20 protein-coding genes are annotated in these 24,262 nt (G+C 31.9%); 19 read left to right on the top strand and 1 reads right to left on the bottom strand.

Translation table 11 applies throughout. From position 1 onward, the window contains the following. The first annotated feature begins 18 nt into the window (after positions 1 to 18). The 8 genes from NMG63_RS05260 to NMG63_RS05225 are packed head-to-tail and all read left to right on the top strand — an operon-like array spanning position 19 to position 9,480. Positions 19 to 1,392, top strand: coding sequence for a glycine--tRNA ligase (locus NMG63_RS05260; protein ID WP_254006571.1), 1,374 nt, complete (start codon positions 19 to 21; stop codon positions 1,390 to 1,392). Positions 1,393 to 1,410: 18 nt separating this feature from the next. Then, entirely contained in the window at positions 1,411 to 3,174 is a 1,764-nt protein-coding gene (gene dnaG / locus NMG63_RS05255; protein WP_254006570.1) for a DNA primase, read from the top strand. Then, positions 3,174 to 4,553, top strand: coding sequence for an RNA polymerase sigma factor RpoD (gene rpoD, locus NMG63_RS05250; RefSeq protein ID WP_254006569.1), 1,380 nt, complete (start codon positions 3,174 to 3,176; stop codon positions 4,551 to 4,553). Before dnaG ends, rpoD begins: the two co-directional genes overlap by 1 nt. Before the next feature lies 1 nt (position 4,554). Next, the gene (locus NMG63_RS05245; RefSeq protein ID WP_254006568.1) at positions 4,555 to 5,208 is read left to right on the top strand and encodes a class I SAM-dependent methyltransferase; all 654 of its coding nucleotides are present in this window, start codon (positions 4,555 to 4,557) and stop codon (positions 5,206 to 5,208) included. A 1-nt stretch (position 5,209) separates the two neighbouring features. After that, positions 5,210 to 6,550, top strand: a complete 1,341-nt coding sequence (locus NMG63_RS05240) for a DEAD/DEAH box helicase (RefSeq protein WP_254006567.1) — start codon at positions 5,210 to 5,212, stop codon at positions 6,548 to 6,550. A gap of 20 nt (positions 6,551 to 6,570) precedes the next feature. Beyond that, positions 6,571 to 8,607 carry a peptidoglycan D,D-transpeptidase FtsI family protein gene (locus tag NMG63_RS05235; protein WP_254006566.1) on the top strand — a complete coding sequence of 679 codons (2,037 nt, stop codon included), beginning with the start codon at positions 6,571 to 6,573 and terminating at the stop codon, positions 8,605 to 8,607. 60 nt (positions 8,608 to 8,667) lie between these two features. Then, a complete protein-coding gene (gene rpmG / locus NMG63_RS05230) occupies positions 8,668 to 8,817 on the top strand; it encodes a 50S ribosomal protein L33 (protein WP_003773835.1) in 150 nt (49 codons plus the stop codon). Between the two features lie 33 nt (positions 8,818 to 8,850). After that, positions 8,851 to 9,480, top strand: a complete 630-nt coding sequence (locus tag NMG63_RS05225) for an MBL fold metallo-hydrolase (protein WP_254006565.1) — start codon at positions 8,851 to 8,853, stop codon at positions 9,478 to 9,480. Positions 9,481 to 9,672: 192 nt separating this feature from the next. Here the strand turns inward: NMG63_RS05225 and NMG63_RS05220 are convergent, their stop codons facing one another. Continuing rightward, positions 9,673 to 10,479 (bottom strand): helix-turn-helix domain-containing protein, encoded by an 807-nt coding sequence (locus NMG63_RS05220; protein WP_012858488.1) that lies wholly within the window; start codon positions 10,477 to 10,479, stop codon positions 9,673 to 9,675. 383 nt (positions 10,480 to 10,862) lie between these two features. Between NMG63_RS05220 and NMG63_RS05215 the strand changes: the two genes are divergently transcribed. The 11 genes from NMG63_RS05215 to mobQ all read left to right on the top strand — a co-directional run bounded on the left by NMG63_RS05215 (position 10,863) and on the right by mobQ (position 24,128). After that, complete coding sequence (locus NMG63_RS05215; RefSeq protein ID WP_165737421.1) at positions 10,863 to 11,618, top strand: DUF6973 domain-containing protein; 756 nt, start codon at positions 10,863 to 10,865, stop codon at positions 11,616 to 11,618. Between the two features lie 64 nt (positions 11,619 to 11,682). Next, positions 11,683 to 12,699 (top strand): endonuclease/exonuclease/phosphatase family protein, encoded by a 1,017-nt coding sequence (locus NMG63_RS05210; protein ID WP_254007455.1) that lies wholly within the window; start codon positions 11,683 to 11,685, stop codon positions 12,697 to 12,699. Between the two features lie 428 nt (positions 12,700 to 13,127). Then, entirely contained in the window at positions 13,128 to 13,361 is a 234-nt protein-coding gene (locus NMG63_RS05205) for a helix-turn-helix transcriptional regulator (protein WP_012858491.1), read from the top strand. A 9-nt stretch (positions 13,362 to 13,370) separates the two neighbouring features. Continuing rightward, entirely contained in the window at positions 13,371 to 14,300 is a 930-nt protein-coding gene (locus tag NMG63_RS05200) for an ABC transporter ATP-binding protein (RefSeq protein WP_437124111.1), read from the top strand. Continuing rightward, positions 14,293 to 15,027 carry an ABC transporter permease gene (locus tag NMG63_RS05195; protein ID WP_012858493.1) on the top strand — a complete coding sequence of 245 codons (735 nt, stop codon included), beginning with the start codon at positions 14,293 to 14,295 and terminating at the stop codon, positions 15,025 to 15,027. The genes NMG63_RS05200 and NMG63_RS05195 overlap by 8 nt, the downstream gene beginning before the upstream one ends. 13 nt (positions 15,028 to 15,040) lie before the next feature. Beyond that, positions 15,041 to 15,763, top strand: a complete 723-nt coding sequence (locus tag NMG63_RS05190; RefSeq protein ID WP_012858494.1) for an ABC transporter permease — start codon at positions 15,041 to 15,043, stop codon at positions 15,761 to 15,763. 71 nt (positions 15,764 to 15,834) lie between these two features. After that, the gene (locus NMG63_RS05185; RefSeq protein WP_037606966.1) at positions 15,835 to 16,062 is read left to right on the top strand and encodes a plantaricin C family lantibiotic; all 228 of its coding nucleotides are present in this window, start codon (positions 15,835 to 15,837) and stop codon (positions 16,060 to 16,062) included. Positions 16,063 to 16,143: 81 nt separating this feature from the next. Next, positions 16,144 to 19,371: a type 2 lanthipeptide synthetase LanM family protein gene (locus NMG63_RS05180; RefSeq protein WP_037606964.1), complete on the top strand. Its 3,228-nt coding sequence runs from the start codon at positions 16,144 to 16,146 to the stop codon at positions 19,369 to 19,371. Between the two features lie 11 nt (positions 19,372 to 19,382). Next, the gene (locus NMG63_RS05175) at positions 19,383 to 21,503 is read left to right on the top strand and encodes a peptidase domain-containing ABC transporter (protein WP_165737423.1); all 2,121 of its coding nucleotides are present in this window, start codon (positions 19,383 to 19,385) and stop codon (positions 21,501 to 21,503) included. Positions 21,504 to 21,603: 100 nt separating this feature from the next. Further along, the gene (locus tag NMG63_RS05170) at positions 21,604 to 22,008 is read left to right on the top strand and encodes a hypothetical protein (RefSeq protein ID WP_254006564.1); all 405 of its coding nucleotides are present in this window, start codon (positions 21,604 to 21,606) and stop codon (positions 22,006 to 22,008) included. Between the two features lie 374 nt (positions 22,009 to 22,382). Continuing rightward, positions 22,383 to 24,128 (top strand): MobQ family relaxase, encoded by a 1,746-nt coding sequence (gene mobQ / locus NMG63_RS05165; RefSeq protein WP_254006563.1) that lies wholly within the window; start codon positions 22,383 to 22,385, stop codon positions 24,126 to 24,128. The last annotated feature ends 134 nt before the right edge of the window (positions 24,129 to 24,262 follow it).

Here is a 24,262-nt window from a genome sequence, read left to right as displayed (position 1 = left end):
TAATTGGAAGGTGAAAGAATGAAAAAATATGAATTTGAGACGATAGTAAACCATGTGAGAACAAGTGGTTTTGTCTTTCAAGGTAGTGAGATTTATGGTGGTTTAGCGAATACTTGGGATTTTGGTCCTTTAGGAATCGAACTTAAACAAAATGTTAAGAAATTATGGTGGGAATCTTTTGTTTCTCGAAATCCATATAATGTTGGTATTCAGTCTGCAATTTTAATGAATCCATCTGTGTGGCAGGCAAGTGGCCACTTAGATACGTTTAATGATCCTTTGATGGATTGTCGTAAATGTAATACACGGCACCGTGCGGATAAACTTATCGAAGAATTTTCCGAGACAGAAATTAATGCAGGTGTGATGAGCAATGCAGATATGGAATTATACATCCAAGAACATCACATTCCATGTCCTAATTGTGGAGGTCACGATTTTACAAATATCCGTCAATTTAACTTAATGTTTAAGACATTTCAAGGTGTAACAGAGGATACTTCGAATGCGATATATCTGCGTCCCGAGACTGCACAAGGAATGTTCGTTAATTATCGAAATGTTCAACGTTCAATGCGTAAAAAATTACCATTTGGAATAGCTCAAATTGGGAAATCATTTAGAAATGAAATTACACCAGGACAGTTCATTTTTAGAACTCGTGAGTTTGAACAAATGGAACTTGAGTTTTTTGTTAAACCAGGAGAAGACCTTGAATGGTATGAATACTGGAAAAAATTCGCAATGGATTGGTTAATTGGATTAGGTATTAAGCCTGAGAATTTACGACTTAGAGAACATGACGAGGATGAATTATCTCATTACTCAAAAGGTACAAGTGATATCGAGTACCGTTTCCCATGGGGATTTGATGAATTATGGGGTATTGCTGATCGTACAGATTATGACCTTAAACAACATCAAGAACACTCTAAAGTAAGTATGGAATATTTAGATCCTGAAACAAATGAAAAATATATTCCTTACTGTGTAGAACCGTCATTGGGTGTTGAGCGACTGATGCTTGCACTGATTTGTGAAGCTTATGAAGAAGAACAACTTGAAAATGATACACGTGTTGTAATGCATTTTTCACCAAAACTTGCACCAACACAAGTCTGTGTTTTACCTCTTTCAAAAAAATTGAGCGAACCAGCGCGTGAGGTTATGCACAAATTAATGGGGTCTTTTGCTTGTGATTTTGATGAAACTGCAAGTATTGGTAAACGATACCGACGTCAAGATGCAATTGGAACACCATTCTGTATTACATTTGATTTTGATTCGTTAGAGGATCAAAAAGTTACTTTACGTTACCGTGATTCAATGGAACAAGTTCGTGTAAGTGTAGACGAAGCGATTGCATTGATGAATTCAGAAATTAATAAATAAGAATAATGGGTGAGTGATATGAAGCGAATGCCAGAAGAACTGATCAATGACATTCGTTCAAAAACGGATATCGTTGATACCATTTCTCGATACATGACACTATCAAAAAAGGGCAAAAATTACTGGGGGGTTTGCCCTTTTCATGATGATAACAATCCGTCAATGTCTGTTTCACCAGATCGGCAAATTTATAAATGTTTTGTTTGTGGCGCTGGAGGAAATGTTTTTTCTTTTGTTAAGGATTTTGAAAAAATTGGTTTCATTGATGCCGTCGTTAAAACAGCATCGTTTATCGATATTGATGTTACAGAATATGAACCACAAAACACTGTTCCGATAGATGAAGAAAAATTAAAATTGTTTCAAGCACTTGATGAAACTCAAAAATTTACTGAGTTTCAACTTTATACAAAGGCAGGGAAAGATGCGTTAAGTAAACTTGAAGCGCGTGGATACAGTATGGAATTAATTAAGAAGTTTGGTATTGGTGTCGCATTTGGGGATAATCAATTATCAAAATACTTATTAGCGAAAGGTTTTAATGAAAAAGAACTGGTCGATTCAGATTTAGTTCGCGTTACAGATCGTGGAATAGAAGATGTATTTTATCAGCGGATTATGTTCCCAATTTATGACCGACATGGTCGTGTGATTGCTTTTAGTGCACGCGCTTTAAGCGATGAAAATAAGGTCAAATATATCAATACGTCGGAGACACGGCTGTATACGAAAGGTTTAACAGTTTATAATTTACACAATGCAAAAGATTCCGCAAGGAAACATGATTTCATTCTTGTAGCAGAAGGTGTTACGGATACAATTGCTTTTACAAAATCAGGCTATGATAACACAGTTTCACTACTGGGTGTTGCATGTACCAATGAACAAATTCAAATGTTAAAGCAATGCAGTTCAAATGTTGTTTTAGCGTTTGATGGTGATCGTGCGGGACTTGAAGCAACATACCAAGTTGGAATGAAATTGCGTAAAGCACATTGCTCAGTAACAGTATGGTATAATGATACGGGATTAGATCCAGATGAGTGTATACGTGAATATGGCATTGAACGTGTACAAAAAGGTGTCGATGATCGTATTAATTGGCTTGATTTTTTAATGAGTTATGGAATTGGCAATTATGGTTTAGATTCATTTGATAATCGTAAACGCGTAGTTCAATTTATGATTGACCATTTAAAAAATGAAGACGAATTAGAACAAAGCTACTATCTCAAAAAACTTTCAGATAAAACAAATTTTGAATACAGTGTTTTATCACAACAATTAAACGCACGCAGCGTGATGATTGAACGCGAAACACCGGTGATTTCAAATAATGTTTCAAATACTATGGAATTTAATGTTAACATTCCGGAAAGAGCAATTTTGAGACAAATGCTGATTTCTAAAGAAGCAGCATATTTGTATCGTGACCAATTAGGATTTTTAGTATCAGATCTAGCTACTGATTTTGCACTTATTATCCTAGATTGTTATCGAAATCAAGAAGTTATCGAAATTGCAGATATACTATCCCTAAATATATCTGAAAAAATGAAAAAATTTGCTATCGATATTGAATCAAGTGACTTATTAGATGGCTATAATCGAGCAAGTATGGAACAAAATATTAGTTTGATTCGGAATCATCTTGTCGTCATGGGAATCCATGATATGAAGGGTCGGGTGCTTCAACAAGATAAGATAGATGATCAAGCGGCACTACTCGAAGAAGCAATAAAACAATTAAGAAATAAAAATAAGAGAGAAGGAGAACATTGATGGCAGCTAAAAAATTAAAAACATTAGAAGAAGTTAAAGAGAGTTTTCTAAAACAATATGAGAAAAAGCGCGTTCTATTAAATGATGATGTAGAGAAGGCAATCGATCACCTTAATTTGAATGACGATGATTCAGAAGAGCTTTTTGAATGGTTCACGGAAAAAGGAATCATTTTGAGTGATGATGAAGACGATATTGATGAGGAGGTAATGCTCGAAGCTGGAGAACCGGATGTCGATGATGATTTTATTAATGATGAAGCTGAAGAGGATGAAATTTTTGATGATTCACTTAATAAAGTTGACCTAAGCTCATATGAAAATGAATTGACCAGTGCAAACATGGTACGTATTAACGATCCAGTTAAGATGTATCTTAAGGAAATTGGTCGCGTTAATCTTTTAGATGCTAAAGATGAGCCCGAAATTGCACGCCGACTTCAAGAAGGTGAACAAGCAAAAGAATTCATTATCAATAAATATAAAGAAATTGTTGATCCTGCAATTACCGATGAGGAATTAGCAGAACGTTTAACAGAAAACCAAATTGGTTACTTTTTTGACGACTTCGAAGCGTATCTCACTGAAAACGGTGATGAAGAAAACTTAGCTTTCCTCACAAACTGGGTTGCGACATATTATGATGGTTTAGAAGCACGTCGAATTCTTATTTCAGCAAACCTTCGTCTTGTTGTATCGATTGCTAAAAAATACGTTGGTCGTGGTATGTTATTTTTAGACTTGATTCAAGAAGGTAATATGGGTCTTGTTAAAGCAGTTGAAAAATTTGACTATACAAAAGGATTTAAATTCTCGACATATGCGACTTGGTGGATTCGTCAAGCTATTACACGTGCGATTGCTGACCAAGCTCGTACAATTCGAATTCCAGTTCATATGGTGGAAACAATTAACAAATTGACACGAATCCAACGCTCACTTGTTCAAACATTAGGACGTGAACCAACCGCTGAAGAAATCGCAGCAGAAATGGAAAATATTACCCCTGAAAAAGTCCGTGAGATTCAAAAAATTGCTTTAGATCCTGTTTCATTGGAAACACCAATTGGTGAAGAAGATGATTCGCATCTTGGAGATTTTATTGAAGATAAAGATGCATTATCACCAGATGAGTATGCTAACAATCAACTTCTAAAAGAAGAAATTAAGATGGTACTTGAAGGTTTAACGGAACGTGAAGAGAAAGTCTTGCGATTAAGATTTGGTTTAGAGGACGGCCGTACACGTACCTTAGAAGAGGTTGGAAAAGAGTTTAACGTTACACGTGAACGTATTCGTCAAATCGAAGCAAAAGCGCTTCGCAAGTTAAAACATCCAACGCGATCAAAACGTTTAAGAGACTTTGTAGACAAACGATAATATGAAGCTTTCGAATAGACTTACAGAGATTTTTAATTTGATCCCTAACAAAGCACGTGTTGCTGATGTAGGAACAGACCATGGATTACTTCTGATTAAAGCAATTCAAGAGCATAAAGCAGTTATTGGTTATGGTCTTGATATTGCTGAAAAACCATTACAACAAGCGCGTGAAAACGTTGAACGTTTTGGTTATCAAGATAAAATTAAACTCCACCTCGGTAATGGTCTTGAAGGATTTCAAGGCGACGCGGATTGCTTCGTAATTGCCGGTATGGGTGCAGAAACCATTTGGTCTATAATTTCTAATTATAAATTTAAGGTGAATGATACAATAATCATTCAATCAAATACAAAAAATGCTTGGCTTCGACAAACAGTAGCTGAGAATGGATTTTATATTGTTGATGAACGTTTCCTTTTGGAACGTGAGATTCCTGTTTTTATTATGGTAATAAAAATCTCAACATCAACCAATTGTGCATTAACACAGGAAGATGTGTTGATTGGTCCTGTGTTGAAAAAACATATTACAGAAGATTATTTAATCTATTTAACCAATCGCGCAAATCATCTATATTCAATTAAAAAGCACAATGCTGCTTTTGAAACAGAATATAACACCATAAGAAATATTTTAGAAAAGGAGTGTTAATATGATGAATAATATTAATAAAAAGTTTTTTGAACTGAATAAATTTAGAGAACTAACATCAGTTCAAGAAAAAGTTCTTAAAGAAATTAAGAACAAGCGTGATTTGATTGTTAAATCGGATACAGGTACGGGGAAAACCCATGCGTTCTTATTCGCAATTTTAGAGCTCATTGATCCTACAGTAGACCAAACACAAGCCTTAATTCTTGCGCCGACACGTGAACTTGCAATGCAAATTCAAAATTTCGCTCGCGAAATTACATCGTTAGATGAACGTATTACAACAGAACTTGCGATTGGTGGTATGGATAACACCCGTCTTAAGAAAAAAATCGAAAAACAACCAATGATTCTAATCACTACACCAGGAAAGTTTCTTGATATACTAAGCTGGAGTGTTTTAAGACTCGACTTTGTTAAAGCTCTTGTCATTGATGAAACTGATATGATGCTTGACTATGGCTTTATTAATGAAGTTGATACGATTGCATCAAGATTGTCAAATGACACGCTTTTCATGCTTTATAGTGCAACAATTCCTACGGGACTTCGTGCATTCATTAAAAAATATTTGAAACATCCAATTGAGATTGTTTCAACTGAAGAAAAACTAAAACCACGAATTGATCACATTTTAATCAATCAACGTCACCGGGATATGAATGAAGCCGTTCTTGATGTTTTATCTGCGATTAATCCTTTACTTGCAGTCGTATTTACCAATACAAAAGTTCAAGCGGGTGAAGTAGCACGATACCTTCGTGACTATGGTATCGAGTGTGTGGAACTTCACGGTGATGTGAGTGACCGTGGACGTAAACAAGTATTGAATCAAATTAATAGTAAACGTGTTCAATATATTGTTGCTACGGATTTAGCTGCACGTGGTATCGATTTACCTGAAATCAGCCATGTTATTAACGCAGGGTTACCAAATCACGACTTAGATTTCTACACACACCGCTCAGGTCGTACAGGTAGAAGTGGTCGCCAAGGTTACAGTATTAGTATCGTGACTCAAAAAGATCAAGGTGCAGTAACACGATTAATGAAAAAAGGTTTAAGATTTGAGTACAAACGTGTAAAAGATGGCGCTCTTGAAGACGTTCGTCCTTGGTTTAATTTAGAAAAGCGTACGAAACAACTTGATCCAGAAATTGTTCAGGTTCTTCATCGTAAAAATGTTAAGGTTAAGCCTGGCTATAAAGTAAAGCGAAAACGTGAAATTGAACGTTTAACAAATAAGAAGAAACGTAATATGATCCAACAAGAAATTAGAGATCAGAAAAAAGAACGTGCAAAAGCAAAACAACGCGAGCGTGCACTCGACACTGAAAAGTAGTGAATTAACGGGAGGTTTTGATGGGTATTTTTAAGCGACGAAAAAAAACTGACAATTACACAGGGAGTAGCGAACACTTAAAACAGGGATTAGATCTGGATAAGATGATTAATATTCGTCTTAAAATCTTTATTTTAATACTGGTTGCGATCGCTGTGGGTCTTGTTTTCCGATTATATAAGATTCAAATTGTAGGCCAAAGTCATTATGAAGATTTACTTGCTAAATACTCATCCCCACCTGTTCGAATGCCGACGATGCGTGGCGAGTTTCTTGATTCAAAGGGTCGAATTATCGTGTCTAATAAAGCAGTAAATTCAATAACATATTACCCTTCCAAGATGCCTGAAGGTATGAAAGAAGAAGAGGTAGCCCTTAAATTTGCAAAGCAATTTGAAGTTAAAGATGAATTGAATGAAGATGATCTTAAAGTATTGTGGTTGAGAAAGAACAATCTTGGAGAAAGTCTTTTAACTGAAGAAGATCGAAAAACAATTAAAGAAACAGAAATGGATCAAAGCGCAGTTGAGGCATTGAAAAAAAGCAGAATTACAAAAGAAATGACGGATACACTTTCTAAAGATGATCGACTTGCATTTCAAGTCCAAGTCAAAATGGGGAATATTCAAATGGGGCAACCTTCAATTATTTTGGAAGAGGCTACCAATGAACAGATTTCGTATTTAGCGGAGCACGCAGCTGAGTTTCCAGGTTTCTCGCGTACTACATCTTGGAAGCGAGAACCCAATAAAGAAGTTGATCTTATGTCACTAATTGGTGATTTAGGAGATGTTCCTTATGAAAAACGTGATTACTATGTCGCTGAGGGTTATGAACTAAGTGAACAGGTTGGTGCGTATGGTCTGGAATATCAGTATGAAAAATTCTTATCGGGTTATAACAGTGAATATGAGCGAACATCAGGAAGTAAATTTAAATTACAAAAAGATGGTCGAAAAGGAAATGATATTCGTTTAACTATTGATATGGATTTGCAAAAAGAAATGGAAAAAATTGTCAAGGAACGATTAGATTATCAGAAGAGTATTGGTGAACGTACAAAGATTAATAATCAGATTCATGTCGTAGCAACAGACCCTCAAACAGGGGACATTCTTGGTATCGTAGCGATGGTTCGTGGTAAAGATGGTAAGTATTACAACGATCCTCAATTAACCATGCTACAAGGTTATCCTGTCGGTTCAACGATTAAGGGTGCAACGGTCTATATGGGCCTTGATACAGGGGTCATGAAACCTGGAGAAACTGTGAATGATACACCAATGTATATCGAAGGAACACCGCCACGACATTCATGGCGTAATCTTGGTATTGTAGATGATCAAACTTCATTACAACACTCATCAAATATTTACATGTTTAATGTTGCGATACGTCTCGGTGGTTCTTCTTACGTACCAAATGGGCCGCTCGTTTTTACGGATGCGGAAAAAACATTTGCTCAAATGAGAAATTACTATAGTCAATTTGGTTTAGGGGTTCGTACACAAGTGGATTACCCACGAGAAGAAATAGGATATAAAGGTGGTACGACAACTTCGGGATCATTACTCGAGTTTGCAATTGGACAATTTGATAACTACAATGCTATGCAACTGAGTCAATACATTACTACAGTTGCTAATGGGGGATATCGTTTACAACCTCATTTTGTTAAAGAGGCATTGAATCATGATACTCATCGTCCAGTTTACCAAAACAATGTAAATATTTTAAATTCATTGGATAATAAAGAAATGCTAGAACGTGTTCGATCGGGTATGCGTTTATGTGCTTCTTCAAATATGTGTGGGGATTTAATTGCAACAGTACCTTACAGTGCTGCTGCCAAGACGGGTACTGCACAAGCATATGACCCAGAGATTGGTTCATACATCAATAATACCTACGTTGCATTTGCACCTTATGAGCAACCTAAGATTGCTGTTGCGTGCATTGCACCACTTGCTTATACTGAAGATTTGTCGAATCCTGTTACAAATATATGTACTTCAACGGGAGATCGAATTGTAGATGCGTATATGAATTTAAAATAATATATGCAATTAAAATAATATATGATATAATGAGTTGGCTAATAAATATTGGAGGTAACTATGAGAACTCAAGCGATTTTAGTTTGCACAGAATGTGGCGAAGAAAACTATCACACAAGTAGAAACAAAAAAGTTCAATTAGAACGTATGGAAGTTACAAAATACTGCCCACGTGAGCGCAAACATACATTACATAAGGAAAAAAAATAAGCCTATTTTGGCTTTTTTTTCTAGGTGAAAACAATGAAGATAACATATCAAACATTAGGCTATGCAGCCACAAATACATATTACTTAAGTAGTGGGAATCAAATGTTAATTATTGATCCATGCTTAGACCCAAATCAAAATGCGATAAACCTATTGAAACCCACACAGAATTTTGAAGTAATTGGGATTCTATTAACACACGGACACTTTGATCATATTTCAGGTGTAGATGTGCTTGTGGAAAAATTTAATTGTCCTGTCTACATGTACCATGAAGAAATTCATTACCTTAAAGACATGTCGTATAATCTCTCCAATCAAACACCCGAGCCTTTTACCATTAAAACCAATCCGATTGCGATTGATTTAGAACCGTTGACGGTAGGGCCCTTTGAATGTGATGTCGTTAAGACTGCTGGACATACCAGTGGTTCGATTTCCTATGTTTTTGATGATTTCATTTTTGATGGTGATTTTATCTTTGAACAAAGTATTGGTCGAACAGATTTACCGACGGGAAATATGAATGTGATGAATGCATCACTTCGAAGTTTTATAGAAGATTTTGGAGATGTGGATTATACACTTTATCCAGGACACGGTTCTCCAACGACACTTTTTAAAGAAATTAAGACAAATCCATATATAAAACCTAACCTTTAGTTTAGGTTTTTTTTATTTGTTCACGTAGTTCTAAGTATGGAATATATTGATAAAAAGTTACACGATTTACTGGATGTTGTATTCTATAAGAGAAGTTATTCCAATATAGAATAACTTCAAATATAAAATACAAATTATCAAGCCTACTTACGATTATTAAAACTGAATGGATTAAAGAGTTTTTGTAAACTATTATTTTCTCTTTCTAAAGTTAATACCAGAGTTTTTAATGATAGGAGATTTTTTAAATAATTTCCTTAAAAATTCCTTTTCATCTTCAGATAACCTTTTATACTTTAGTTGAAAGGAATTACAGAAAATCTCAATGAATTTGTCCATGTTATTTCCGGAAGAAATCATAATCTGACGAATTTTCTGTAATGATAAGGTATCATCATCTTCAGGAATACTGTCAATGTCTTGTTCATGATTTTTACGAATATCTTTTATAATACTATCCCATGTTTTATGGGTAATATGACAAAAGAAATCTTCTTCGCCTACTTGAGCAGCTAATAGAGTTCTTAAAGTATGGTCATTAGATACATTGGGATTTTGATTTAGGATTTCAGTCCTTACAGTTTCAAGAGAAGAATTTAAGTCATTAAATCGCTTAGTAGCAACACCATCAACAAAAATCTCCGTATCAGCCATAAGCTCCTTAAACTTATCATGTGTAGCAATTTCACAAAGTAAACGGTTATTGATAGAGCCACTTAGCAATAAATCAATCATATCATCACTCAAGTGTAGATTAGTTAAATCTGTATTTGGGTGATTTTTGTTTTCTGTAAGACAAAGTAAGTAATCAGTAGATACATTGTAAAATTGTGCAAGTGTAACTAAATTACCATGATTTATTTCTTTGTAATCATCATTTTCATAGTTACCTAAAGCAGACTTTGAAATACCTGTTAGTTTAGCCAATTCCTCTAAATTTAGATTATGAGAAACTCTTAGATCCTTTAAGCGTTCTTGTAAGGTTATTTTACACTTCATAATAGATAACCTCCTTGATACAAAATATTCTTAACTTATATTATATCATACTATTTCCACAATCGTAGAAATCTGAAAAACATTACACGATTAGCAATATATACTTGCGAAAAATTATTGTTAAGTGTATAATATAAATAAAGTTAGAATATATTAACTGAATGAAATTAGAGTTAGGATAAAAGTACATTACATAGAAAAAGTTTATTGAAAATATCATTATTACAAGTTTAACTGTAATCAGTAATCACCGATTAATTGAAATAGATAAAGGAGGTGCAATTTTATGAATTACAGAAATCCTCAGAGGTATAAGAACGGCGATTGACTTAATCTTGAGTAGCAGTATTTAGAAAAAATAATTATGGAAAGTGAGGATAAGAATGTTAAATAAGAAAATGATTACTAAGACCTTTGTTGCAACAATATTGTCATTGACAATGATCGCACCTACAAGTGTATTCGCTTATGAGAATACAGATTCACAGTATTCGGAAGATGTAGTAGTAAATGAAGATGTTAATATTGAACAATCTGAAAATGTTAATTTTCATCAAGTTGAAATAAGAGATACTAACGATCTAGCTATATTGTCAGATGAATTAGATAGGTTCGTTCAAGAAAATCCTAACAGCTCAGAAGAAGAGCAAGACCAACATCTTATAGAATTTATAAAGAATGGTGGGTTAGAGAGACCTACTACAAGGAGTATAGGGGATTATTTACCCGGATATGGAAAGTTAAATACTGCTGAAAGAAAATTAGCTATTGCACATCCTGTTCAGGCTGTAAAAGTTTACAATGCAAGTAAAACTGCTACAGCGAAAACAATAGAGGTGTACGGACATAATGGTTGGCAAGACAACTCAGATGCGTTTAGACATTGCTTATGGAATGCTCTAATGAAGCAATCTATAGGAACTTCAGCGGCAGAGAAGTGGGCAACAGCTCATGAGTACACATCCAGTGGAATAGATAAACAAATGGATCTTCATAATAATGCAGTGGGTAGAGGTATAAATGTATCCGGAAAGTCAACTTCAAGTATTGTGGATGCGGTAAAGTCAAAAGTTAGAAATGGTAGTTGTAAGCGTATTATAAATGATAGGTTAGTTGCCACAGACGGTTCAGGTATGTAGATTTGTATTTTATTTGGAGCGATTTTGACAATCGCTCCAAATTTTTTAAAGGAGTTAGAATGTGATGAAATGTAGATGGAAAAGCATTGTTTTTGTAGTAATAGTAGCATTCTATATGCTTATAACTATTACACATTGCTTTTTTTCAAGAACTAATTTTAATAAGATTTTATCTGCTAAGGTGATATTTGCACACTTTTATTCGTTTACAGTATTATTTGGATGTGTAATAGGTCTTGTTTTGGTAGTTGCATTAGCATTGACAGTTTACAAGCATGGCTATAAAAATTTATATTTTTTCCTGTTGAGCTTAGCTTTGATTACATCTGTGATACTAATTGTATTTGGAGTAAATCCAACTAAAAATATAGATACGCATGAGGGTAATACTATAAAAATAGTTGAATGGAATGTTGAAAATGAACTTGAAAGCAAAAGTATTTATAAAATATTTGGTGAATTTGATGCTGATATTGTGGTATTTCCAGAGTTAGAAGGATATTATAAAGGAGATCCGGCTAACAATAGATTAAAAGAATTATTTAAATCAATTAATATTGATTATGATAAATATGAAGTATTTACTTCTATCCCTACAAGTGGAAATATTGCTCCGGTTACTATTGTTATCAAAAAAAGTTTTTCAAAATATATTGATACTAATCAAAGTTTAATGACTCAATTTGGAACTATATATTTAAAATCAATAGATAAAGATATGCCAGATATTATAGGATTACACACAGCTCCGCCGTTATTGGGCTTAATGAGTAATTGGAATAGAGATTTAAATGTAATTTCCTCAAATATTGTAGAGAGTAATCCTAAGGCAATAATTCTAGGTGATTTCAATGCAACACTAAGGCATGGAGCATTGAATAGTATAACGACACATGAAGATGTACTTGATTATTTGTCAAGATTTAGACGGGGAACATGGCATTCTAATTTTCCTATATGGATGTCAACCTCAATTGATCATATTCTAATACCAAAAGACACTTATCGTGTAAAAAAGGTAGATGTATTAAAGTTAAGGGAGTCGGATCATAGAGCAATTTTTGTTGAAATATCAAAATAAATATTTAAAGGCAACTCTAAAAAGACTATTTATCCAAAAGGATATTTAGTCTTTTTATTATGTGAAAAGAATAATTTTATAATTATTCCACAATCGTGGAAAAACGAAAAAATAAGCCATATTTCCAACTTTGAGGACATACGGGAAGAATAGCAAAAATACAATATCATACAGACATAAAGAAAATTGTTCTTTGACAATTGAATGAGCGGTCTGTAAGGATATGTATCTACGGGGAAGTAGGCGAAGATTTTCTAAATATTGGAAAAGAGCCTGCCAAGTAGAACAAAACATCGCTGTGAGATTCAGGGGTAGGAACTATATCAGGTGTAACCGACAATAAATATAAATATTTAGCAATATATACTTGCTAAAATTTTTGAAATAGTGTATACTGTAAATAAACAAAGTTAGAGAGGACTAATAGTGTGAAAAACAGAATTAAAGAAGTTAGAAAGGTTAAGAATATTACACAGCAAAAGCTTGTGGAAAATATTAGTATCACAAGACAGTATATAAGTTTAATAGAATTGGGTAATGAAACACCATCGTTAAAAGTTGCAAATGAAATAGCGATGTCATTGGATACTTGTATCTATTCTATTTTTGATTTGGACGGTACAGGAGATTTCAAGTGTCCATGTTGTGGATGTGGTAATTAGTAATGGAGGATGAAAATTAAAATGTCAGCAGTTATATGTGTAAATGATTTAACTAAGGAATATAATGGCACAAGGGTAGTTGATTGCGTGAGTTTTTCTGTTGGTAAAGGTGAAATATATGGATTGCTAGGACGAAACGGAGCAGGAAAGACTACAATAATGAAAATGCTTTTGGGATTAGTGAATCCAACGGAAGGAAGTATTGCAATCTTAGGGAAAGATATGCGTAGAAATGAAGAAAGAGATGTGCTAAAGAAAGTTGGATGTATAATAGAAAATCCGGGATTTTATCCTAATTTGACGGGGACAGAAAATTTAGAGATTTTTTCTAAATTGAGAGGATTAGAACAGATTTGTGTACAAAAAGCCTTAGAATTGGTGAATTTACCGTATAGAGATAAGAAATTATTTTCAAAATATTCATTAGGGATGAAACAAAGATTAGCTATTGCAAATGCAATTATGCACAATCCGGATATTTTAATTTTGGATGAACCTATAAATGGATTAGATCCAATTGGCATTTCTGAAGTAAGAGTGCTTTTGAAAAAACTGAAGGAATCTGGAGTAAGTATATTGATATCAAGCCATATCCTATCTGAATTAGAAAGCTTAGCTGATCGTATAGGAATTATTAACTCTGGGAAGATGATTGAAGAAATCAGTGTACAGGAGTGGAGAAACAAAGAAAATAGTAGTATTAGAGTTTTCGTGAAAGACATTGATAAGGCTAAAATGATACTGAATGATAGAGGTATAAATTCAGAATGTATTTCAGAATTTAATGAGGGGCTTTTAATAAATAGTAGTAATTTAAGTGTTGCAGAACTCAATAAGATTTTTGTAACAAATAATATAGAGATAGTTGGCATAGTAGAAGATAAAATTACTCTTGAAGATTATTTTAAAAAAGTTACTGGAGGACATGGAATTGGCTAGGTTATTGTTGTCTGAATTTAAAAAGAATAAAAGATCTAAAGCAATATACTTATCTGGGGCGTTGGTTGTTGTATATTTAGCACTTACTATATTTTATACAGTAAGTGCTGTGGGATTATTTGATAATTTTATGTATCTATATAAATTTTCACTAAGTTATATGAATTATTTGATACTACCTATGATATTGTTATCGTTTGCGACCACAGCTTTTTCTAATGAATATAAGAGTGATACGATAAAATATTTGTGGACTGTTCCAATATCAAGGATAAAGTTATTTTTTGCAAAGGCATTATATGTTTTATGTATTGCATTTATATTTATGGGTATTGTTTTTGCAGTAATAGTTTCAGCAGGTTATGTTAGTAGATTTCAATCAAGTATGAATCTACATTTAGTTTTTAGATTCTTTGTATTGTGTGCAATTAGTTCTTTTCTTGTAACATTAGCTGTGTTACCTGTATCGATAGTTACGATTTTAACTAAAGGGAATAGTGTTACTACAAATTTAATAGGAAGTATATATATAATATCATCATTTTTCCTAATGAAGATACTGCAAGGAATTAGTCCACTAGCTAGTGTACCACACATTATGTGGTATAAAAATTTTGAAGGTGTTCAGAATAATGATAATGTGTACTTTATGATTGCCAATGTAGGATTAGTATTTGCATTATATTTGGTGGGAACACTAAATATTCTTAAGAGACAAGATTTGTAAACAGGGTGAAGTTATGGTGTCTTTAGAGCTAAAAAAACATAAAAGAAAAAAACTACCAGTAGTAGTTGCAATTATAGTTATTGTTGGTGCTGTGATTCAGTATTTTATGGGAAACATGACTTACAATGGCGTTGCTTACGGAAAAGTTTTAGGATGGTTTTTTGAAAATGGTTTGACTTTAAATAGTTATTATTTATTTATACCGGTAATTTCTATGATTGGAATGGAATTATTTGCATTGGAAAAACGCAATAATACTCTCAAAAATTTACTGGTAATACCGATAAATAGAAAAGAGATAATACTTAATAAATTTTGTGTACTGTTTATATTTGCGATAGTTTATATAATAGCCACATTTTTGTCTATGTGCTTATTGGAATTAATGTTTAATTTGAACAGTATAAGTAGCTCATTTGTTTTATCATATTTTGCAAAATATTTGATTCATGGAATAATATGCTATATATTGTCGGCATTTATAATTGGGGTTATGTTGTATTTTAAACAAAATATACAGATAACGGTTGCATTTGCTTTTGTATTTGCTTTTGTTGGGGTTTTCATATCACAAATAAAATTTGCATATATTTACTGTGTAAATGCAATGTTTTATATTTCCGGCGAAGTAAACTCGGCTATATTTGAAAAAATAGTTGCGTGCTTAGTTATACTGTTTATGGTATTCCTTGATGTAAAGTTGTTTTCAAAAATTTCGCTTAGGGAGGAATTTTGACTTAGGTAAATATAAGTATGAGATCCTTGCTCATGCTGTATTTATAAATTTGTGGAAAGGAGGACTGTGCTATGTCAAAGAAGGTAGAAAACTGGAAAAAAGCTATTTATTCCAAGTCAGAAAATCTTGACAATCCAGCAGGAGATATTTTCCGTGAATTGTCCGATAGTGAACTTGATGGAATAATGGCAGGTGGAACAGCTAACACATATTGTCATTGTTATTCAGGCAAACATTCTTGTGGTCGTGCTTGCACTGTTACTACAGAGTGCCCTATAGCAACAATTATTTGCTGCTAACACTTTTGTCGTAGGCAAGGAAGGGGGAGGCAGATACAATTGTGTCTGCCTTCTTTTTATTAAGGAAATCAGGAGGTATGTATGAGTTTTATAAATAGGTTTGAAAAAGGGGCATATTCATTTGAAAGAAAATATGTAAATAAGAATTTGACATCTAAAAATGACGAATTGACTGAAAAACGATTAGAATATTGGAAAAATTTTTTGAAGGATGGATTTGAAAATTACAGTAAATTCATGAATGAGAATTTGAATGGTGAATTTGATAATATCATCGAATTACTATCAGAAGAAAATTTTTCTGTAAAAAAAACAAAAAGCATTACAGATTGGTTTGATATGATTGAAGATTTAAAATCTGATATAGCAAAAGATATAAAGTTGCCAGATCTTCATATAAAAAATGAGAATAATGAAAAAACAGCTCCTATTTTTTATAATTTCTATATACCTTTTTTGAAATTGGCATTATTTAGGCTAAATAGCCGAATTAATGACTTTAATATACCACAGAAAGTTGTAAATCAGTTTGTAATACAGTTATTGGAAAAACTAATCAATATATCTTATAGAACTTTAATTTTAGAATTGAATGTAGCAAAAGAAGAAGGAAAGTTAAAGGGTGAGAATAAGGAAGAAAGATATAAGTATTTTAGTGAAAAATATGTTGAAGATAAGTTTTGGGAATACTTAGAAGAATATCCAGTAATGTTTAGGCTTATGTCGGAAACTATATATGACTGGATTGATAATACATTTGGATTTTTTGATAATTTTTATAGAGATATTGATGAATTAGTGAAAAGTTTTGGAGTTTCAAATGTGATTGAAAGCGTAGATTTGAGTATTTCAGATTCGCACAATAATGGAAAATCAGTTGTGATAGTTCATACAGATAATGGGAAATCTGTCGTATATAAGCCACGTTCACTAAAGTTGGATAAAGTTTTTCAAGAAACAATAAAAACATTCAACCGCCTTGTTGGGAGTGTGTTATATTCTATTGAGGTAATAGATAAAGAAGATTATGGATGGAGTGAGTATATATCCCATAAGGCTTGTTCAGATGAAATAGAAGTTGGGGATTATTATGAAGAATTGGGTGAATTATTGTTTATACTGTATATACTGAGAGGCAATGATATTCACTATGAAAATATAATTGCTTATGGTAGTCATCCGGTTTTAATAGATTTGGAAACTATATTTCATAATAAAGCGATGTATTCATCTATAGAAACTGCTTCTGATGAAATTTACGAAATGATAGAAAAATCTGTAAAAAGAGTAGGGATTCTCCCTAGCTTAGTGTGGGGGAAAGAAGGGAAAAGTGGCGTTGATATTAGTGCAATGACAAATGAAGATGATAAAGAAATTCCAATTGAAAGTGCAAGTATTTCAGGGATTTTAACAGATGAAATGAAAATAAGTTATAGAACTTCTTTTCTTGAAAAGAAGAACAATAATCCATTCATAAAAGAAAAGACTATTGATTTATCAAAGTATAGGAAAAACTTGAAAAGTGGTTTCATGAATACTTATAAAAAAATATTACAAGACAACAGCAAAGAAAAACTTGTTGAGGAAATCGGGAAATATAAAAATCTATTTTCAAGACAAATAATGAGGTCAACTCAGTTTTATTCATCTATGATACAAGTGTCTTTTCACCCTGATTTTTTACGAAGTGCATTAGATAGGGAAATGCTATTTTCTAGGTTATGGATTCAGATGGATAAAGAAAATAAGTTAGAACGATTAGCTAATTTAGAATATATGTCTATGTTAAAAAATGATATTCCAATGTTTATTTCAAATATAACTTCTTGTGATATAGAAGATATTTATGGAACTCAGGTAGATGGCTTTTTCGTTCAAAATGCAATGAGTTTAGTTGAAAGTAACATAAAGAATTTGAATGGAAAGGATATGTTGATACAATCATTGTTAATTTCTACTGCTTTGAATTATGATCCTAAGTATAATTTTACAGAGAATAAAGAAATAAAACATGAGAAATTGGTTAAAGTTGATAAGAAATATGATTTAGAAGATGTAAAAAAAGATTATTTATATATTTCAGAGAAAATAGCTGATTTCTTGATAGAAAATTCATTTGTTGGAAAATTAGATGATATTAGTTGGATTGATATGAATATCATAGGGGAAAAGACAAATGATTGGAATATGGTTCCGGTAAGTATGGATTTATATAGTGGAATTTCGGGCATATTAGTATACTTTATATTTTTATATAAAGAAACAAAGAAAGAAAAATATTTGCAAGTCATAAAACGTTGCTATAACAGTATAAAAATATACAATCAGAGAAGAAAAGAGTTTGATGAAAATGGAGAAAAAATACTGTTTGGAGGATTTTCGGGAGAAACACCAATAATATATTCATTAGTTGTTTTAGAAGAACAATTAGGGTCAATGTTTGATTCAAATGAAATTGAGCTTATTAGAAATGAAATATTGCTAATGTGTGAAAGGAATATATCTAATGATAAGGATTATGATATTATAATTGGATCAGCAGGGGTAATTGCTATACTTTTAAAATACTATGAATTTAAATCTGAAGATTATATTTTAGACTTAGCAAAATCTTATGCAGAAAATATAATTAAAGGATATGTTAGCTTGAGTGAAAATAGTATTGCGTGGAAAGGTTCTTTTGCTAAATCTCCATTGGGAGGATTTGCACATGGAACATCTGGAATAGCTTGGGCATTAGGAAAATTATATGAGTATGTAGAAGATAAAAGGTATGTAGATGTAATTGAAAAAGCATTATCATATGAAGATCTTCTTTATAAGGCAGATGTCAAAAATTGGTCAGATCAGAGAGAAACTGAGGATGGTATAAAGTATGATGATTTGGAAAATAATATTCCAGTGGCTTGGTGTCATGGAGCAAGTGGAATATTGTTAAGCAGACTATATTTATACAAAATGAATTTACCGATTACAGCTGAACGAAAAAAGAAAATTTGGCTTGACATAAACAACGCAGTTGAAACAAGTTTAAAATTTGGATTTGGAAGAAGTCATTGTCTTTGTCATGGAGATTTAGGCAATATAGAAATTTTAAATTTGGCAAGTGATATACTTGGAAATTCAGAAATAAAGAATAAATGTGATATATATATGCAGTATATATTAAATGATTTAAAAGAGGGGATTTGGAAGTGCGGAATACCATATAAGTATTCGCCGGGAATGATGGTTGGATTATCTGGAATAGGGTATGGATTGTTGAAATTACGCAACCCTAATTTACCATCTATTTTGGTATTGGAATAGGAGAACATGTTTTGAAACATATAAGATTTATACAACAGCTTTCAGAAACTGGGTGTGGAATAGCAGCATTGGCTATGGTTTTACATTACTATGATTGTAAAATACATATAGCAGAATTGAGTAAAGAATCAAATATTTCAAGAGATGGAGTATCCATAAAGGAATTGATGAGGTTAGCAGATAATTATGGGCTAACAGGAAAAGCAGTAAGATTGAATTCTAATAAATTTATTAACTCAATTAATGATAAATTTCCGTGTATAGCTGTTGTAGAAAATAACCATTATGTAGTAATTGATAGTATTAAAAAAGATAAAATTTTTTATATTGATCCTCAAGTAGGACAAATAAATTCAACAATTGATGAATTTAATGAAATTTTTTTAGGGGTAATAGTATTCTTTGAGAGGAACGATAGATTTAAAAAGAGAAAAAGTGACATAAGCAGATTTGATTTTTTGAAGATGGGGCTGATAGATCGTAGAATAGTTTCAACAGTGATAATATTATCGATTATAGTCCAATTGTTTACTTTATTTACACCATGGATTACAAGATATATAATTGATGATGTTGTAGGTAAAAGTGTAAATTCAAATTTTTGGTTGCTAATTTCTGGCTCAATTATTTTTGTTATTGTATATGGATGCCTTTCGTTTATCAGGTTGAAGATTATAAATTTATTTGAAAAAAAATATGTTTCTTCATTAAAGAAAATAATAGTTGAAAAAGTTTTTAAACTGCCATTGAAGTTTTTCGATGTTCGTTCAGCAGGAGATATGGTTTCTCGGATAAATGGAATTGATTCATTGCAGCAAATCCTTACCAATGTAGTAACTTCGATATTTATTGATTTTACAACAATTGTTATAGTAGCTGTAGTTATGTTAAAAAGTTCAATCATTTTGGCTGGCATAACATATTCTTTTGGGATAGTTTTGTGTGTATTTCTTATATTTTTTCTACGAACAGTGGATAAGAGAAATGTAGATTCTATATTGAAAAGAGAAAAAGCTCAAAGCTACTTAATAGAAAGTTTCTCAAATGTTAGCATAATGAAAACTTTGGGAGTAAGTCAAGCTATAACTAATAAATGGAATGAGTATTATGGTAAGCAAATATATTCGGAATATAGGAGAGAAAATACACTTGGATTTTATCAGAGTTTTATGCTTTCTTACAGAATGTTACCAACATTTGTCATTTTATTTGTTGGAAGTTTTTTAATAGGGCAAAATGAAATGACAGTTGGTGAAATGATGGCGTTTGTTGCGTTAGGAAATTTGTTTTTGAATCCACTTTCCGTTATTATTCAAAATATATTTGATTTTCAGTATTCTGCAACTATTATAGATAGATTAACAGAAATTGTTTATGAAGATGAAGAATTATTTTATGGGGAAGAAATTGCAGATTTTAGAAATTTAGAATTTAAAAATGTAAATTTTTCTTATGCTCAAAACAGCAGTGAAAAAACGATTAGTGATATTTCATTCACATTGAAAAAGGGCGAAATAATATCATTCGTAGGAAAGACGGGTTGTGGAAAAACTACTATAGTAAAGTTAATATTATCATTATATAATCCGGACACAGGTAATATATTTATTAATTCTAAAAGGATTAGTGACTATAATTTAAAATCATACAGAAATTTATTTGGTACTGTACTTCAAGATGAATTATTTTTTAATGATACCTTACGGAATAATATTGATTTAACTAGAACGCACACGGATGAAGAAATTAAAGAAGCTATAAGTCTTGCGTGTCTTGATGATGATATTGGTGATATGCCATTTAAATTAAATACACAGATTGGAGATAATGGGTGTAATTTATCAGGAGGACAAAGACAACGATTAGCTATTGCCAGAGTGCTAATTGATAAACCTCAAATAGTGATTCTTGATGAGGGAACAAGTCAATTGGATGCAATAACTGAAAAAAAGATATTAAGTAGATTGAAAGAAAAAAACATATCTTTAATAACAATTACTCATAGACTATCGACTGTTTCATCATCGGATAGAATATATTTTGTGGAAAAGGGTCATATTATTGACAGCGGAAAATATGATGAATTGTGTGATAAAAATATGGAATGTAGGAAACTTTTTCAAGCACAATGATGATTGTATGATTGATAAAAATAAAGGCTAAATGTTGCATTAAAGAAAGTGTGATATTTAGCCTTTTGCATTTTATAAAATTTGAAAGGAGAATTTAAAGATGAAAGAATTAGAAAAAGCGATGGAACAATTAAAAAAAGAAAATAACAAAATTGAAAAGGCACAAAACAGAGCAAAGCAACTTAATCAAAAGATAAATAAACTCAAAAGAAGTGCAGAAACTCAGAGAAAAATAAGGAAAGGCGGAGTGTTTGAAGCCTTTGAAAGAGAAATTACAGGCAGGCAAGAAGACACAAATAATGATTTAGTTTATGCCTTTTTAGACTATGTCCTATCAGATAACAGGAACAGAGAAAAGCTAAAGGAACTTACGGAAATTCATATTAAAGATAAAGAGATTGATGTAGAAGAAACTAAAAATACTGATGATGAAAATGAAAGGTTAGAAAATCAGAAAGTAGAAAACTCGGATGAAGATATGGAAGATGTTTTTTTAGAAAGTTAGGATTAAAAATAAAGATTAGATAGGTGGCTTTTATGAAAAGTAAATATGAGAATTGATGGTGCAAAGTGGAGATAATTTTAACACTTTGCTTTTTTGTTGATTTGGTAAATCTACAAAAAACAAAGTCCACAGGGGTTTAAGGGGGAGTAGCCCCCTATACAATTCAAAATGGATTTATCCTTTTGAATTCCTTAGCGGAGCGATAGGCTTTCCGCAGGAACGCAAAGCACCGTAGTCAAACGGTGTATCTTTGCGCCCTTTGAAAAAGGGAGCGAAGATACCTAACATCATAAAGATACTAAAATATAAAAATTAAATATCGGATAGAGATTAGCAGATAGAAAAATTTTAAGAAAAATCTATCTGCTTTTCTTATGCCTAAAAATATAAAAATCATAAATGGAAAGGAGCTAAACAAATTGGAGATAAAAAGTTTGCATACCCATGTAGATATAGTTTCAAGGTCAAAAGGGCATAGCGTAATTGCAAAGGCTGCATATAACGCAAGAGATAAATTAAGAGATGAATACTATGTAAAAGTCCATGATTACTCTAAAAAAGATGACCTTGTTTTTTCGAAAATATTTTTGCCGGAACATATCCCTAAAGAGTTTTCCGATAGAGAATACCTATGGAATAGTGTTGAAAAAATAGAGAAAAGTAAAAACTCACAGCTTGCAAGAAATTTACTTTTAACACTTCCAAGAGAATTAAATGAAGAAGATAGGATAAAACTCATTAGTGAGTTCATAGAAGAAAATTTTACATCTAAAGGTATGATAGCAGATTGTAATATTCATAATCCTATGGCAAGTGATAATGAAGAACAACCTCATGCCCATATCTTACTTACCCTTAGAGAAATTGAAGAAAAAGGAAATTGGAAACCTAAAAGCAGAAAAGAATATATCCTTGATGAAAATGGAGAAAAGATAAAACTAAAAAGTGGAAACTATAAATCAAGAAAAGTAAATCTAAATGATTGGAACGAACCTGACAAAGCGAAAGAATGGAGGGAGAACTTTTCAAAGAAAGCAAATGAGCATTTGGCAAAAAATAATATAGATAAAAGAATAGACCCACGCACCTTTGAAGAACAAGGCAGAGAAGAACTTCCACAAATTCATTTAGGAACAGCAAGCTTTCAGATGGAGAAAAAAGGTATACAGACAGAAAGAGGCAATCATAACAGAAAAATCATAGCTTTAAATGCTGAGTTCAAAAAAATAAAAGAAGAAATTGCAGAAATAAGCAGTTGGATTTTAAGTTTGGTAAATATGGTAAAAGGTTTATTGAAAGGATCTTCTAAAGAAAAACAAGAAGAATATAACCTAACTCCAGACCTTTTTAATGTCTATTCCTATCTTGAAACCTACTATAAAATTCAAAAGGAACTATCTAAAAATTTAAGTTATGACAGCAGAATGAGAAAAGAACATTTTGACTCTAAGAAATATGTCAAAGCCCTATCCTATATGAGCAGTAATAACTTAAAGACAATCATAGATATACAGTGTAAAAAAGATGAAGTATTGACAAAGCTAAAAGAAAATAAGGAAAGCATAGAGGATTGTAATAAGCAAATTAAGAACATAGAAACTATAATCAAACAAGCTAAAATTATGAAAGAATATAAAACCATCTATGATAGATACAAGGGAGCTGATAATTCTATCTTCAGCAAAATAGCAGGAGCAAGTAAAGAAGAATATTACAATTCCCATAAAGAAGAAATTGATAAATATATTAGAGCAAAATCTATTCTAAAAAAATTAAGTGGAAGTGAAAAGATAGAAACAAAAAAATGGGAGAAAGAAAAAAGAGAGTTACAGACAGATATAAATCATCTTACCTTTAACCAGAAATTTATAAAAGAGGAAATCTCTCAAATAAACCATATCAAATATGTAGTTGGTGAAGTAAATAAAGACTTTGGAATAGATATAAATATTGAGATAGAAATAGCCTATAAAAAAGCTATTGCAAGAGGAGAAAAACCAAGTGTAAAAATGGCATTAGAAGAATTTCAAAGGCAGATTAAAAAAGAGGATAGGCAAAAAGCATGGGCTAAGGAGCATTACAAGAACAAAGACCATATCCACAAGGAAACTGAGAGATAGAAAAGAAGTAATATTTTTGGTATAATTATAGCAATTAAACTGAAGATGTAATGATAGGATGGGCTTATTAGATGTAAGCTGATTATGATAAAAAATATTAGGTCAACGGGTTGTTGACTTAAAAAAATATATTG

The sequence above is a fragment of the Erysipelothrix amsterdamensis genome, assembly GCF_940143175.1.
GTDB lineage: Bacteria > Bacillota_I > Bacilli_A > Erysipelotrichales > Erysipelotrichaceae > Erysipelothrix > Erysipelothrix amsterdamensis.
Note: the sequence above shows the minus strand (reverse complement) of the source record. Positions and strands in the feature narration are given on the sequence as shown.